The organism is Paenibacillus antibioticophila (assembly GCF_000455265.1).
Taxonomy (GTDB): domain Bacteria; phylum Bacillota; class Bacilli; order Paenibacillales; family Paenibacillaceae; genus Fontibacillus; species Fontibacillus antibioticophila.
On the sequence record NZ_HG005139.1, the window covers coordinates 2,559,041 to 2,574,616 of the forward strand.

A 15,576-nucleotide genomic window follows, 5' to 3' on the forward strand; every position below is an offset into this window, starting at 1 on the left:
GTAAAATCGCGAAGCTGTTCACAACACTTTGGTATATGCGCAAAAAGCGGCCATTCAGGAATATCTCCTGAACAACCGCTATCTTAAACAAGGATTTAGCCCTTCTTGGGCATGGAAACCCAATGGCCTTTGGAAACTTCCACAAGCTCCGAGTTGTCCAAGTCAAACAAGCCGCCGCCTGCATGATCACCTTTTCCATGAATCGGACCATTTCCATGATCATCAAGCAGAATCCGCTTCTTGTTCGCTTCAATTTCCGGATCGGGAATTGGAATTGCGGACAATAGCGTCTTGGTGTAAGGGTGGAGCGGATTGGCGTACAGTTCTTCGCTTTCCGCCAGTTCGACGATGCGTCCCAGATACATAACCGCCACCCGGTCACTGATATGCTTCACCATGGACAGGTCATGCGCAATAAACAGATAAGTCAATCCCAGGCGATCTTGCAGATCCTTCAAAAGGTTGACGACCTGAGCCTGAATCGATACGTCGAGCGCAGAGATCGGTTCGTCACAGATAATGAACTTTGGATTTACCGCCAGGGCACGGGCAATTCCGATCCGTTGGCGCTGACCGCCGGAGAACTCATGTGGATAACGAGTAGCATGATCCGGGTTCAGACCAACCATATCGAGCAGATCTTCAACCCGTTTCTTTCTTTCCGCACGCGATCCTGCCATGCCGTGAATGTCCAGGGCTTCACCAATAATATCAGTAACAGTAAATCGAGGATTCAACGAAGCATAAGGATCCTGGAAAATCATCTGCATATCACGGCGCATATGCTTCATCTTCCGCGGAGAAAGCTGATTGATATCTACACCGTTAAAGCGGACACTGCCGCCGGTAGGCTCGTATAATCGCAAAATCGTACGTCCGGCTGTAGACTTACCGCATCCCGATTCGCCTACGAGGCCGAGTGTTTCGCCTTCAGCAATCGAGAAGCTGATATCATTGACAGCCTTCAATACACTGCCGCTGCCGACATTAAAATACTTTTTCAAACCTTCCACTTCAATCAGGTTTTTACTCATGACGACTGTCCTCCCTCTTTGGCCATAGGGTGAAGATCCCAGCAACGGGCCGAATGAGTATCGCTGAATACAGTCGCACTTGGGTCGATTTGTTCGCAGATCTTCATCGCCTGATCACAACGTGCTGCGAATGGACAGCCGATCGGCGGCTTGATCAGATCCGGAGGAGTTCCGATGATCGGAATCAACGGCTCACCCTTCTTTTGATCCAGCCGCGGCATCGATCTGAGCAAGCCTTTGGTATAAGGATGTTGAGGATTTTTAAAGATTTCCCATTTCGTACCGGTCTCGACTACTTCACCGGCATACATAACGATAACACGGTCACACATACCTGCAACCACACCCAGATCATGGGTAATCAAAATAATAGAAGTACCGAGACGTTGCTGCATTTCCTTCATAACATCCATGATTTGCGCCTGAATGGTTACGTCCAGCGCTGTTGTCGGTTCATCAGCAATCAGCAGGGATGGACGGCAAGCCAAGGCAATCGCAATCATCACCCGTTGGCGCATACCGCCGGAGAATTCGTGAGGATATTGGTTAAAGCGGGCTTCAGCATTTTTAATGCCGACCAGTTTCAGCATTTCGATCCCTTCCTGCTTTGCCTGAGCCGCTGACATTTTCTGATGTTTGATGAGAACTTCTGTAATTTGTTTTCCTACTTTAATAGTAGGATTCAAAGAGGTCATCGGATCCTGAAAAATCATTCCAATATCTTTGCCGCGAACTGCTTCCATTTGCTTATTCGTCTTTTTGAGCATGTCCTGTCCCTGGAACAGGATCTCACCTTGCTTGATGATTGACGGAGGGGACGGAATCAGGCGCATGATCGTTTGGGCCGTTACGCTCTTGCCGCTTCCGGACTCACCTACGATCGCAACCGTCTCCCCTTTACCTACTTCAAAGTTCATGCCGCGAACGGCCTTTACCTCGCCGCCTTTCACTTGGAAAGATACGTGCAAGTCTTTGACTTGTAAAATCGGCTCCATCATTCCACCTCCTATTTCTTCAGTTTAGGATCCAGCGCGTCGCGAAGACCATCGCCAAAAATGTTAAATGCCAGCATGGTCAAGCTGATTACCGCGGCCGGGAACATCATCCGCCAAGGGTAGTACAACCAGCCGGTCAAGGCATCATTGATCATCGAACCCAGCGAAGCAACCGGAGCTTGTACACCCAATCCCAAGAAGCTCAGGAAGGCCTCCGCGAAGATTGCATTCGGAACCGACAGTGTAACTGTAACGATAATCGGCCCTACTGCATTCGGCAACAAATGCTTGAACAAGAGACGTCCAGACCCGGCTCCCATCGAGCGGGATGCAAGTACGAACTCACGATTTTTCAATTGCATGATTTCACCGCGCACTATCCAGGACATGTTGATCCAGCCTGTAATCGTGAGCGCAAGAATAATGGTCCCCAAGCTCGGCTCAAGTACAACCAGCAGCAGGATTGTGACCAGAAGGTAAGGAATCGCGTACAAAATTTCCGAAAATTTATTCATAATCTCATCGACGCGGCCGCCGAAGTAGCCCATGGTTCCGCCATAAATGACACCGATAATCAGGTCAATACAAGCAGCAACCAGACCTACAAACAGTGAGATCTGAGCACCTCTCCAAGTACGGACAAACATGTCCCGTCCCAGATCGTCTGTGCCAAACCAGTGCGTCAATGAGGGGCTTTCATTTGTAGCAAGCAGATCATTTGAATAGTAGTCATAGCCGTGAACCCACCCCGAAATGAGAGGACCAAGAACTGATGCAACCACTATAAATGCAAGCACCCATAAGGCTGTCATAGCCAGTTTGTTAGCACACAAGCGCTGCCATGCATCTCGCAAAGCGGAAATACTTTCGCGCTGAATCACTTCTGCTTGTTTTTCGTCTGTACCTATCTTTCTGAAGTCATCTGGCTTAAGCTCAACCGGAGAATTCATAACTTGAACTTGATTGCTATCCACTTCTAGCCCTCCTTTCCTTTGGAAAGTTTAATTCTCGGATCCACAAATACATAAGCAATATCAGTCAAGAACCGGGCAATCATCAGCAGGGCGCCGTAAAAAATGGTAATCCCCATAATCACCGGGTAATCCCGGCCGCTAATGGCATCAACAAACTGCTTCCCGATGCCGCCGATACCGAAGATCTGTTCGATAACGACAGAACCAGTTACAATGTTCGCCGTCATTGGTCCCAGATAAGTAACAACCGGCATAATGCCGTTGCGAATGACGTGTCTAAACAAAATGGCAATCCAGTTAAGACCTTTGGCCTTTGCCGTCTTGATATAATCCGCATGCAAAACCTCAAGCATGCTGGAGCGGGTAAGCCGTGCGATAAATGCAATCGGTTGAGCAGTTAACGCCGCCACCGGAAGGAAATAATAAATCGGGCCTTTAAAGCCCATGGTAGGCAACCAATGGAGCTTGGAAGCAAAAACATACTGTAGTAGTGTTGCAATAACAAAGCTCGGGACCGCAATCCCCAGCACAGCTAAGACCATGGCTATATTATCCAGCAGCTTTCGATGATATAGCGCTGCCAGCATCCCTAGGGTAACACCTACGATAACCGCCACAATAATAGCCACAAGTCCAAGCTTCAAGGATGGAGCAAAGGAACCGGTAATAATATCAGCAACCTCATGATTGATCTTCTTCATCGAAATTCCGAAGTCACCTTGCACGATGTCACCTAAATACTTGAAATACTGCTGATAGACGGGCTTGTCGAATCCATATTGCTCATACAAGCGTTCCCTAATCTGGTCTGGGACCTTTTTCTCCGACGTGAAAGGGTCGCCTGGAATGGCTTTCATCAGAAAGAAGGTGGCCGAGATCAGAATGAACAACGAAACCAACATGTAAAATAACTTATTGGCTATATAACGTACCATGCCCGTTAGCACCTCCTTTTGATAAAATTCGACATTAAGATTTTAAGACAATTAAGAGCTTTTGTCTATTGGATACAATATCCTCAAGCTTCAAGCTCGATTAATAACCTATTGTAGATACGCACAAAAAAATCGGGATATATACGGATAATCACATATATATCCCGATGAAACTATGCAATTTCCAAGCGTACTTGGATTAATGTTCCAGCAGGTAGGCGCGAGAGTAGTCAACCGCACCGCTAAAGTCAAGTATTACGCCTTTCAGATAAGGTTTAGATACGGAAACACTTGTATAGTAGTAGATCGGCAACAGAACTTGGTTGTCCTTGATCAGGTTTTCCTCAGCCTTTTTGAATGCCTCGTTACGCTCAGCAGCATCATCCGTGCTCTTCGCTTGGTTGATCAAAGCATCGTAATCGGCATTAGCATAACCGGAATCATTGTTACCGCCGCCAGTTACCCACATATCGAGGAAGGTCATTGGATCGTTATAGTCCGCACTCCAACCTGCGCGAGCGACTTGGTAGTTCAGGCTTTGACGGTTTTCAAGGAACACAGCCCATTCTTGGTTTTCCAGCTTCACGTCAACACCAAGGTTCTTCTTCCACATGTCAGCTACAGCCAAAGCGATTTTCTTGTGGCCTTCGCTTGTATTGTACATTAAAGTGATTTCCGGCAGTTGTGTATAGCCTTTTTCTTGCATGCCTTGCTCAAGCAATTTCTTGGCTTCTTCATAGTCTTCCTTGAAGTAAGCTTTATCGTCTACTTCGTTACGGAACTCATCGTTCACACCTTTGATACCAGGAGGGACATAGCCATAAGCCGGGAGTTGTCCGCCCAAGGTAACTTTATCTACGATCGCTTGACGATCGATAGCCATTGCAAACGCTCTACGGATATTAACGTTATCGAATGGTTCTGCAGTTACGTTGAATTCATAGTAGTAAGTAGATGCAGTCCCCTTGATTTCAACTTCATCTTTCAGCTCTTGCTGAACAATCGGAATTTGGTCGGTTGGAATTTCGCCGTTCGGATGTCCGGCACGATCCAATTCGCCGTTTCTGTAAGAAGCAAGCTCAGTAGCGCCGCTGTTTACAAGCGACATTGTTACTTTATTCAGCTTGATCTCATCTTTACCCCAGTAAGAATCACTCTTGGTTACTTCGATCGACTGGCCTTTCGCCCAAGTCGTCAAAGTGAAAGCGCCATTTGTGATCATCTTGTTGGCGTCTACCGCCCAAGCTTGGTCATCCTTAACGGATTGATGAACTGGATAGAATGTATAGAAGGAAGTCAGACCCAGGAAGTATGGAGTTGGTGTTACGAGTTCTACTTCCAAAGTATGTTCGTCTACAGCTTTCACACCCACTTGGGAGAAGTCTGTAATTTTCCCTTCATTAAACTCTTGCGCATTTTTAAGGTAATACAATTGGTAAGCATATGGAGGAGCAGGCAACGTTTCAGGACTCAGAACACGTTCCCAAGCAAATACGAAATCATTTGCTGTTACAGGATCGCCATTGCTCCAAGTTGCTCCTTCACGAAGATGGAACGTATACTTGGTTCCGTCGATTTCCCAGGATTCAGCGGCAGCCGGTTGAGCTTCGCCAGCTTCATCCATGCGAGTCAAACCTTCGTACATCAGCTTCAGCACCGTGTTGGCTTGGCTGTCTTGGGCTTGAGCCGGGTCAAATGTTGGCGGCTCGGAGCTCAGGTTGATTCTCAGTGTTTGATCTGCTGCCAGCGTTTCATCACCGCTGTTTGCAGTATCATTGTTCGAAGTTGCGGTGTTTCCACCGTTGCCACTATTCGACGCCGTGTTGTTCTTGTCGTTCGATCCGCATGCAGAGAGCAGCGTACCTACCGCGAGAACAAGCGTCAAAAGAAGCAAAAGACTCTTACTCTTCTTCATCTTGCAAGATCCCCCTTAAAAAAATAGTGTGGTATATGTTTTTAGATTATACAACCAGCGGTCAAAAAAATCCAACATAAATTTTCAGAAAGTTAATCTAATTTTGATAAAACACATCAATTCGTCAACAAAATTGTCTATTATACAATATTGACTTTTCATTTTCTTAACAATTAACGAATCATGTCATATTATTATGTAGGATTATGCTCATCATCATCAGCAGGATCTATTTTGTACTAAGCGGTCGTAATGTATGTAAAAAAGCTGATCAGGAAAAGCACGATATAAAGAACCCCGGTGCCAGCGAACGTCAGTCTCCAAACCACGCGAACCAGCTTGCGGATGTTGACCTTTCCCTTCATGCGCGTCTGTGCCCCTCCAATTAAGCCCGTAGCAATAAGGATCACCAGCAGGATCAAATAAAATCCGGAGCTTGAAGAAAACACTATATTGAACAAGGCCGAGACAGAGAGAATCAAGAAAAACGTACTTACATCCATAGCAAGCTTGATTGCGGCTTTCTGGTCTTTATTCGCAAAATAGAAGCTTACCAGATAGACTAATACAAAAGGAACGAATGGAATGATAGACAGCACGGTAACTGATGTGAAAATAATATCCAAGTGTTCACACCTCCTCGAAAATTTGGGGGCTGCGTATAATTAAGGATAGCGTAATAATTTTATATGGCTGTCAAGGATGCAAGGACTTAACCAGGAGCCATAGCATTCTATGCATCGGAAGGTCGATTCCAACTGACTCAGCCAATCCAACCAGCTGTCCGTTAATCGCATCGATTTCCGTTGCACGATGATGAAGAACATCTCCCAGCATGGAGGATGTATTCGTCGAGGTAGACCGGCATACGCTTGCTACTAATTCGGATGCATCATCATCCAGCGAAATACCGCAAGCTTTATAGGCTCGCTCCGCTTCTGCACATAACATCCGGACCATCGTCATGCGTTCCTCACTCACAAGCAAATCACCGTTTGGAACACGCAGAATTGCGGTAAGCGGATTAATCACCGAATTAATCAATAATTTGCGGTAGATATCCTTATCGATGTCATTCGACAAAAATGTTGGAAATCCTGCCTTTCTAAGTGTATTCAGCAAAGTTTCAGTTGCTTTATCATGAAGCACGTCAGTGCGGCCTCGGGCTTGAGCTTTGGACACTCCCAGCCTGCTCTCTCCCAATCCGGCTCTGCGGACTCCATTATCCGCCAGTCTTGTGGAGCCTTCGGTTGTAATGATCGTAAACACGGGCCTTCCGTCAAGCCTGCGAGATATTTTATCGATGTGGCCGATACCATTTTGCAGACAGGCAATTCGGGTGTCCGGTCCGGCGATGTGTGATAAGGCTGATATCATCTCCTCCTCTAAATGGCTCTGCTTCACCGCAATCAGAATCCACTCAGGCGCCTCCTGCTGCGCAGCAGCATGTTCATCACATTCACTTTGCTTCAAGACACGTGCAGTCCAATGTCCCGCCTCAATTCTTACTGTATTTCCATCGGCTTCTTCAATATAGATGCCTTGCTCAAGCAGCAATTTTCTTTGAGCTTCCTTACGCGTCCAGAAGGTAATTTTCTCCCCTGCTTTGGCCAGATACCCTCCATAGAGCAAACCAATAGCTCCTGCGCCTACAATATGTATGTTCATTCTTTATTCTCCTCTTTCACGCTTGCTTCTTTCTTTATACCAAAGCCTTCCGAGGAATACAAAAAAGAACTGCCCAACAGGGCAGCTCCTTTTGTCAGATAACCTCATTCAATCCGTTCCAGATTTCCGTTGGCATCCATCTTGAATCGCTTCTTCAGCTCTTCATCTTCTTCATTAAGGAAGGCGAGCCTTCTGGCACGATCCATAATCTGAATCAGCGCCTTGTAATCATCGTTTACAACCCGGTAATCGGTCTGAACCTCGCTCACCTGAGCATTCAAATGCTCATTCTCGACACGCAGTCTGGCGAGCTGTTCTTCTTTTTCCCGGAGCTCTTTCTCCAAGGATTTCATATGACGATTACTTTCAACAATCGTGTTCTTCCATCCGCGCAGGAAACGGATTACAGCATCAATGGAGATCGTCTCTTCACTAACGCCTTCTCCCTTATAGCTTCCTGCATCTTCTACTTCCGCCTGAGCCAGTGACGAAATTGCCGGATTCCCCGAGAGAACCCCCTGCTTCTTCATATAGTTCCGCTTCTGCCGTTGTGCTTTCGCGATCCCGATTGCAGCTTCGTATTTTTTGCGGACACAGCTGTTCCACCGAAAACCGCAAGCTGCCGCTGTTCTGCCAATTCGCTCACCGACTTCCTCAAAAGCGGTAAGTTGAGTGCTGCCCTCCCGAATGTGGCGCAGTGTTACCTCTGCCAGAATCAAATCATCTTCAGCACTCCATGCGTCTTGTCTGACTGCTGCCATGCTATAAAAACCTCCCAACGACTTCCTGATATCACTGTAAAAACTGCTTACTCCATTACTATGCCTCTCATAGAGTTCATAGAATCTATTTGATACTAAAATGTATTTCCAAAATAAACCTTCTCCATACCTTTGAAAGCTTGAACAAGAAATAAACATTCAGACTCACAAAATGAACAAGAACAAAAATCACAGTTAAATAACGAATTCAAGCGCAATTTGTGTCTTTTCATTTACACTTTATATTGTTGAGGGTATAATGAGAAATAGTAAACGGTTACGTTATACATAGGAAAGGGGGCAATGTTCTTGGCTCGCATGTTCCGTGTTCTCGGGTTCTTTACCCTGGCAATCGGGTTAATGGCTTTTGCGGGAAACCTCATTGAAATGGCACTGTTATTCTTTTTGCAGACCGCCTTTCTCGTACTGTTCGGTTACTTGAAATTTACGGAGAGAACCTATATTCTTTTGTTTTGGGGATATATGATTGTTACTTTTACCGGTTTTAGTTACTGGACGATCTTTCAGATGGGTCTTCCCCTCTAATTGCAAGTGTGCAAATACTTTAGACGTTTGGTTAATTCGCCAGCGTCTTTTTTTTGCATTTATCCGGAATGAAGAGGACTGATAATTAACTTCCTGTTATCATATATATGAACAAGCAGTTTATGACAAAAGGGGGCTGATCCGAAGTTGAACAGAAACTTTATGGCTATTTTTCTCGCCGCCTTGCTGCTGTTTAATCTTCTGCAGCCACATCGCGTCCATGCTGCTGCGATGTCCGATGAAGAGCTCCGTATTTTACAGGACAGTCTGTCTATTATCGAGCTTGACAGAGAGATTGCCAGAATCGAGGTCCAGCAAGAGGAAGCGCATCGAACCGCAGAGCAATTGCAACTGGAGCTCGAGCGGAAGAACGAACAGATCGATCGAAGCCGTGAGCAGGCCGGAAAACGTCTCGCCGCCTATTATATGGGGGAACGCGAATCCTTGATGGCCGCCATATTATCCGTGAACAGCTTGAAGGACTTCTTTGCAGTTATGGATTACTACCAGATCATCGCGGAGCGGGATCGCGATGTCCTCAATGCCTATAAATCAGAGTATGCCGGAATCAAGGCAACAAAGAAGAAAATAGACAATTTGTCCGTCGAGCTCGCAGGGATGAAGGAAAATTTGCTTAAACAAAAGGCCCGAATCTCTGAGCTGCAAAATAGCGTCCAGGGCGTCCTGAGTGCGAGCAGCGACCCGGAGAAGCTGGCTGCACTTATCCGCGAGCTAGGGATGTACTGGGAGAATGTCGGCTTGTACGAGGTTCGTCGTTACTTTCGGGAACTCGCTTCTGCGATGGCGGATTTCCCGGACTTCTTACAGGAGCATAAAGAAAGCCTCACTTCGGACAAAAGCGGTTATACCTTGATTGTCCGTGAAGAGGACTTAAACAGCTTCCTGCACGGAAAGAGCGAATTGTTAAAGGATATGTCCTTTCAATTTGAGAACGGGCTCATTATCGCCAAGGGAAAGCGCGATTCGCTGGAGCTTCAGCTTGAAGGAAGTTACTCGGTAGTGAATGATCCCGAAAATTGTATCAAATTCCATGTTGAACGGCTGATTTTTAACGGTCTGGAGCTTCCTGACACCACGCGCAATGAACTGGAACAGGACTTTGACCTCGGATTTTATCCCAAAAAAATAGTTCCGTTCGTTGAAGCCACCGAAGCGGCGATCAGCGAAGGAACCTTGAAGGTCAAATTAAAATTGGGTTTATAGCTCAGCCTTCCACTCCATGAGAAAGGTGTGCCTATCCTTCCCATCTGCAAGAAACGGCGCAGCAATCTTCGAAAAATGCTGCAGCCATTCCGGGAATCCGGTATCTGCGGGGATTACCCCCGAGTTATTAACAAATGATGCAGGAATCCAGAACGGCAGGCCTCCGCGAGTCGATTGATAATATATAGTCTTGAGGACCGGCAGTTTGCCGGTTCCTTCATACCATTGCCGCTGCTCAAACTGGTCAGTCATAGCTGCAATCCATTGCCCGGCCGCATCTTTATTGGCTGATTGGGCTGATACGACATAACTCCGTCCATCAATCCACATCCATCCTGCTGCCGGATCATCAAGGTTCGGATACAAAATTTCCATCCCCGCATCCATGCGGCTGGCAACTTCACTCCAACGAACCAGGGCAAACATGGCCTTCCCCTCATTCAGACTGGAGGACAGCTCTTTCAGTTCCGTACCTTCCAGGTTGAGAAGCAGATGACGTATCCCTTCGATAGAAAGCACCGCTCGCTCCATTGCATCATCCGGCAAAAAAGCTCCGCCGGACTTGTCGTCCTCGTCATTGCCGGACAATTGCCACAACAGGGAGAGCACGGCATAAGGATCAGTAAAATCAAGTGCAAACAAATAGGGTATCCCTTGTTTCTCTTCATAGGCTGAGATCAGCTGCATCCAGTCGTTTGCGTTCTTAGGCAACGACAAGCCAGCATCCTGTACACGATCCTTTTGGATCATCCATACATATGTATCCGCATCCATTGGAACGGACCACATGTAACCATTCCATTCCCCAGGGGCCAGAGAAGCGGTTAATAATTCCCCGGTTAATGACCCTGTGTAATAGCTTTCGGTTGGTGACAAATAGCCTTCTGCTGCGAATCGGCGAACCCAGATATTATTAAGAAGCAGTACATCCGGCGCTTCACCAAGTCTAAGCTCGTTTTGAACTGAAGTATAATCCGAATCATACGGGAAATTCGTCAATTCCACATCCATACTAAGCTCTTCTGAAATTTTACTGTTCATTTGCTGAAGTCTGGAGAATTCCGACTCTTTCATTTGAACGGCTACCTTTAACGACTTTGGCTCCTGCTCTGTCTCCAGCACTTTCGGCTGGGCAGGCTCGAACTCCCCCGTTCGATCAGAGCGAGGAGGAGTTGCTGTATTGCTGGGTGATAAGTTGATCAAGGCAAGCAAAAGGATGGCAAAAAGGACCCAATGGTTTTTTCGCTTCACACCAGTTCTTCCTCTCCGGATGATAACCCTTTCCCTATTGTAACAACTTTCCCCTTGCTTGTCCTTACAAATCACAACAAAAAGCTGCCTTTTCGGAAAGTGATTCCCGTCAAGGCAGCTTGTTTACTCGAGCTCAGGAAGCTACAACAGATCGGCGGCTACCTGTGCCAGTTTGGATCTTTCCCCCTTTTCCAAGGTAATATGTCCACTGATTCCCTCTTCCTTAAAGCGTTCGACCAGATAGGTCAGACCATTGCTTGCAGAATCCAGATAAGGATGATCAATCTGTTCCGGATCCCCCATTAGAATGATCTTGCTCCCTTCTCCTACCCGAGAGACGATCGTCTTCACCTCATGCCGGGTCAAATTTTGCGCTTCATCAATAATAATAAACTGGCCAGGGATCGATCTGCCTCGAATATAGGTTAGCGCTTCAACCTGGATACTTCCAAGGCCCATAAGTATTTTGTCAATATCGCCAGATTTTTTGGTATCGAATAGATACTCCAGATTATCGTAGATGGGCTGCATCCACGGACGAAGCTTCTCCTCCTTTTCTCCCGGCAGATAACCGATATCCTTCCCCATAGGCACTACCGGACGGGCAATGAGCAGCTTCTTGTATTTATGGTCATCCTCCACCTTCATCAAGCCCGCTGCAAGCGCAAGGAGCGTCTTTCCGGTCCCTGCCTTGCCCGTGATTGTGACCAGTGGAATATCATCATTCAGCAATAATTCCAGCGCCATTCTCTGCTGAGCATTCCGTGCACTGATTCCCCATACCGGATCATTGCTGAGAAAGAGCGGCTCCAGCCGCGTAGCTTCCTTGTTCACCCGCAGCAGCGCTGACTTCCCTGTACCCATCTCATCCTTCAGAATTACAAATTCGTTCGGATTCAGCGAATAGGACAGCCCGAGAGGCTTAATCGCCAGACTGCGGTAGCTGTAAAACTCATCAATCACGGAAGGGTGCACTCGGATGGTGACATAACCCGGATACAGTTCATCCAGTCCCGCCGTCCGATCAGACAAGTAATCCTCGGCAGCCAGACCAAGCACATCGGCTTTTACCCGAACCAGCACATCCTTGCTTACCAGAATAACCGAAGCCGGCTGCTCCAGCTCTGCCTGCTCCAGATGGTAATTCAAGGCTACCGCCAAAATCCGGTTGTCGTTCGATATCTCACCAAACATCTCCTGAACCTTGAGGAAGCTGCGATGGTTGAGTTCCACCTTAAGCGTACCTCCATGCTCAAGAAGGACCCCGTCATGAAGATGTCCCCGATCCCTTAATCCGTCAAGCAGCCTCGACACTCTGCGGGCGTTGCGCCCGATCTCCTCTGCATTTCGTTTCTTGGAATCAATCTCTTCAAGCACAATCGCCGGTATGATAACCTCGTGTTCTTCAAATGCGAATAAGGCAGTCGGATCATGCAATAGAACATTGGTATCGAGAACAAAGATTTTTTTCATGGCTATCCCCTCCACAAACATCTTGCAGCCTCTAAATTCACATACATAGTTTTCTTCCATTCGGGAAAAATGAAGCCAAATCCCGATCGAAAGGATGAACACCCACATGCGAATATGGCTGTGTTTAGGAATGACGATTTTACTGCTTGCAGGCTGCGGAACCAATTCTAGAACGGCATCACCCTCTCCACAGGATCAAAACAACACGGGTGGATTTAGGACCCAGAGTACTACAGAGAATGTCGAGCAAATGAATACAGGGGGCACCATGACTGCAGAGCAGAGACAGATTCATCTGGAAGAACTGGCTCAGCGTGTTCCCGGAGTTAACGGAGCCCATTGCATCATTATGGGAAAGACCGCAATCGTCGGTATTGATGTCGATGCTAAGCTGGAGCGGGCACGTGTCGGCAGCATCAAATATTCAGTGGCCGAAGCGCTGCGTAAAGACCCGCAGGGTGCCGGCGCCGTGGTAACTGCAGATATCGACATCAATCAGCGCCTTGTCGAGATAGGCAACAAAATCAGGGAAGGGCATCCGGTATCCGGCTTTGCAACCGAGCTGGCCGATATGATCGGAAGAATCGTCCCTCAGCTCCCAAGTGATACGGTCCCTCGCACCAAGGATCAGACCGGCAATCAAAAGAACGATAGCATGGAAATTGCGCCCGGGGGCAACAATCAAGGCTCGGAGCATTTATCCGAGCAGCCGCGAGGCTGACAGAATGTCCCAAAATAAAAAGCCCGGCGAATAAATCGCTAGGCTTTTTTCATGGCTGCAAACACTTGATTGTCCAACAGCTCTGCTGCACGCTGGTCATACACCTTGGCATAAGCCGGCGCAGAAGCAAGCTGCGCTCCGTAGAAAAGCGCATTGCGCACCGCATCGATCTTCAGATCGAAGCAGCACATTTTAAACGGAACCCCCTCAAGGGGATCCTGGACCGTCACAGCCGCTCCATTAATGGCGTAGATCGTATCTTCGCCGAAAACCGTAATCGTAACTCTTGGCTGACGCTTGATGTTGTTGACAAGTCTTGAACGGTGATCCAATGCAAAGCGAAGGGTGTAATGATCCTGCGCATAGATCCAGGAGATCGCGCTGGATGTCGGTCCGCCGGACTCCTGATCAACCGTGCTTAGCAAAACGAAGGTCTCAGACTGAAAGGTTTCGAATAAAGCCTCTGATAATTGGGTCACAAGTTCAGACATACAGCCAGCCCTCCATTACATGATCACTGGATTAATTAATTGTATTATACCATGTTCAAAAACTTGCCTTCAATCGTCACTCGCCTGCCGTTTCCTCCGTTGGGGTCTCAGGCTCTGGCTGTTTGGTTCCGGCAAGCTCGTTTTTGAGCGCCAGTTTGGCTTGCTCCAGCTCCGAATCATTAAGGTAAACGTAAGGACTCTTCCACTCGCCGGTCACCGGCATGAAATCCACATCCTCCTTGGAGATGCTCCAGTAGGCAGAGATCATATTCTTCATCTGTTGGGATTCTAGATCTGTCTCCAGATTATCTCCGACAGCCTCAATTACTTTCCCGGCCCCAAGTACACCATTCAAGGATTTGGCCTGTTCAATCAAGCCGTGAAGCACTTCATTCTGGCGCTTGTTACGCGAGAAATCATCAGAAGCCTTCGTTCTCGGCTTACAATTGGAGGAGGTCTTCCGGTAACGAACATATCCAAGGGCATCCTCCCCGTTCAGATGCTGGGGACCTTCCTTCAGATTAATATCCGTACCGTCAGCCGTATCGCGATAGCACATGTCTGCATCCACATTCACATCAACACCGCCAAGCGCATCTACAATGTCCCTGAATCCCTGGAAGTTCAATACGGTAACATAGTCAATCGGTATATCCATATATTTCCCGAGCATCGTCTTCATTTCATCCTCGGCGGAAACTCCCGATTTCTTCTCGGCAACCAGGAAGTTCGGATAGAATGCATTGAGCTTATTCGTCTTGTATCCGTCCATTGAGAAACGCGTATCCCGCGGTAAAGATACTACGGTGGCAGATTTCGTGTCGGGATTCATCGCAATGATCATAATGACATCGCTCAGATGTGTCCCTGTCTCGGGCCTGTAATCCGTCCCTAACAAGAGCATTGTGATCGGTTTGACCTTGGCAGATTCTTCAGGAGCCACCTCGACGTCACTGCCTGTGTCTTCAATAACCTTGTCCAGCGTAAGGTACAAATAACCAATATAGGCGCCAACACCAATTATAGCCACGATGATGATGCTTAGAAATATCTTCAGAAATGTTTTTCCTGCTGATTTCTTTCGCTTTTTCGATTTGGAAGCTTTATTAGCAGGAGCAATTCTTTGGCTTTGCCCCCGAGGAGGCAAGCCGCTGTTGGAAGAACTCATGAACCTCAACACCTAATTTCATCTGGATTATGTCACATGAATAAGAACGTTGCAGAAGCCTGCAAGGTTACAGCATGTACCACAGACAGACAAGCATTAGTCTTGCTTGCTCACAGCTGTTGACGAAAGGGATTCCTTCCGCTTGCGCCGGCCCTCTACAAAATAGCGGATTCGAACCATCAGCATCAGGATAACCGCTACTAACAGGCACTGAATAATCGGCAGTTTGTCGATTTGAAAAATGAGCAGAAGGAATGAACCGATTGCCATGATCACATACAGCACGATTTCTTTAAGCAATGGAAGCTTTTGCTGTGCCCGAAAGACCTTGTTGTATACGAAAGCCACCAACACAAAAATAAGAATATACGATATTACCGGATTTTGCGCCAGCCAAGCTTGCATAGCGGATTCCCTCCT

16 protein-coding genes are annotated in these 15,576 nt (G+C 47.3%); 3 read left to right on the forward strand and 13 right to left on the reverse strand.

Features of this window, described 5'->3' with window-relative positions:
• Positions 1-95 precede the first annotated feature (95 nt).
• From TX85_RS11800 to TX85_RS11835, 8 genes are all read right to left on the reverse strand, one after another.
• Positions 96-1,034 (reverse strand): ABC transporter ATP-binding protein, encoded by a 939-nt coding sequence (locus TX85_RS11800; RefSeq protein WP_044479290.1) that lies wholly within the window; start codon positions 1,032-1,034, stop codon positions 96-98.
• The gene (locus TX85_RS11805) at positions 1,031-2,029 is read right to left on the reverse strand and encodes an ABC transporter ATP-binding protein (protein WP_044479291.1); all 999 of its coding nucleotides are present in this window, start codon (positions 2,027-2,029) and stop codon (positions 1,031-1,033) included. Before TX85_RS11805 ends, TX85_RS11800 begins: the two co-directional genes overlap by 4 nt.
• 11 nt (positions 2,030-2,040) lie before the next feature.
• Complete coding sequence (locus TX85_RS11810; RefSeq protein WP_187375158.1) at positions 2,041-2,979, reverse strand: ABC transporter permease; 939 nt, start codon at positions 2,977-2,979, stop codon at positions 2,041-2,043.
• A gap of 26 nt (positions 2,980-3,005) precedes the next feature.
• Entirely contained in the window at positions 3,006-3,938 is a 933-nt protein-coding gene (locus TX85_RS11815; protein WP_044479293.1) for an ABC transporter permease, read from the reverse strand.
• Between the two features lie 199 nt (positions 3,939-4,137).
• Positions 4,138-5,853 (reverse strand): peptide ABC transporter substrate-binding protein, encoded by a 1,716-nt coding sequence (locus TX85_RS11820; protein ID WP_044479294.1) that lies wholly within the window; start codon positions 5,851-5,853, stop codon positions 4,138-4,140.
• Positions 5,854-6,092: 239 nt separating this feature from the next.
• Positions 6,093-6,479 (reverse strand): DUF3397 domain-containing protein, encoded by a 387-nt coding sequence (locus TX85_RS11825; protein ID WP_044479295.1) that lies wholly within the window; start codon positions 6,477-6,479, stop codon positions 6,093-6,095.
• Between the two features lie 70 nt (positions 6,480-6,549).
• Positions 6,550-7,521, reverse strand: a complete 972-nt coding sequence (locus TX85_RS11830; protein ID WP_044479296.1) for a ketopantoate reductase family protein — start codon at positions 7,519-7,521, stop codon at positions 6,550-6,552.
• 104 nt (positions 7,522-7,625) lie between these two features.
• Positions 7,626-8,282 carry an RsfA family transcriptional regulator gene (locus tag TX85_RS11835; protein ID WP_044479297.1) on the reverse strand — a complete coding sequence of 219 codons (657 nt, stop codon included), beginning with the start codon at positions 8,280-8,282 and terminating at the stop codon, positions 7,626-7,628.
• A gap of 309 nt (positions 8,283-8,591) precedes the next feature.
• Here TX85_RS11835 and TX85_RS11840 point away from each other — a divergent pair, with 309 nt between their 5' ends.
• A complete protein-coding gene (locus TX85_RS11840; RefSeq protein ID WP_044479298.1) occupies positions 8,592-8,828 on the forward strand; it encodes a DUF2626 family protein in 237 nt (78 codons plus the stop codon).
• A 147-nt stretch (positions 8,829-8,975) separates the two neighbouring features.
• A complete protein-coding gene (locus tag TX85_RS11845; protein ID WP_101781141.1) occupies positions 8,976-10,052 on the forward strand; it encodes a coiled-coil domain-containing protein in 1,077 nt (358 codons plus the stop codon).
• On the opposite strand, the gene TX85_RS11850 is transcribed toward TX85_RS11845, so the two are convergent.
• Together TX85_RS11850 and TX85_RS11855 are read right to left on the reverse strand one after the other, a co-directional pair.
• Entirely contained in the window at positions 10,047-11,303 is a 1,257-nt protein-coding gene (locus tag TX85_RS11850) for an ABC transporter substrate-binding protein (RefSeq protein ID WP_044479299.1), read from the reverse strand. The genes TX85_RS11845 and TX85_RS11850 overlap by 6 nt on opposite strands.
• A 141-nt stretch (positions 11,304-11,444) precedes the next feature.
• Complete coding sequence (locus tag TX85_RS11855; RefSeq protein WP_044479300.1) at positions 11,445-12,776, reverse strand: PhoH family protein; 1,332 nt, start codon at positions 12,774-12,776, stop codon at positions 11,445-11,447.
• A 130-nt stretch (positions 12,777-12,906) separates the two neighbouring features.
• Here TX85_RS11855 and TX85_RS11860 point away from each other — a divergent pair, with 130 nt between their 5' ends.
• Complete coding sequence (locus TX85_RS11860; protein WP_233500694.1) at positions 12,907-13,497, forward strand: YhcN/YlaJ family sporulation lipoprotein; 591 nt, start codon at positions 12,907-12,909, stop codon at positions 13,495-13,497.
• 38 nt (positions 13,498-13,535) lie between these two features.
• Here the strand turns inward: TX85_RS11860 and TX85_RS11865 are convergent, their stop codons facing one another.
• The 3 genes from TX85_RS11865 to TX85_RS11875 form a co-directional block, all read right to left on the reverse strand.
• Entirely contained in the window at positions 13,536-13,988 is a 453-nt protein-coding gene (locus tag TX85_RS11865; RefSeq protein WP_044479302.1) for a pyridoxamine 5'-phosphate oxidase family protein, read from the reverse strand.
• A 76-nt stretch (positions 13,989-14,064) separates the two neighbouring features.
• The gene (locus tag TX85_RS11870; protein ID WP_044479303.1) at positions 14,065-15,156 is read right to left on the reverse strand and encodes an LCP family protein; all 1,092 of its coding nucleotides are present in this window, start codon (positions 15,154-15,156) and stop codon (positions 14,065-14,067) included.
• A gap of 96 nt (positions 15,157-15,252) precedes the next feature.
• Positions 15,253-15,561 (reverse strand): YlaH-like family protein, encoded by a 309-nt coding sequence (locus tag TX85_RS11875; protein WP_044479304.1) that lies wholly within the window; start codon positions 15,559-15,561, stop codon positions 15,253-15,255.
• Between the last annotated feature and the right edge of the window lie 15 nt (positions 15,562-15,576).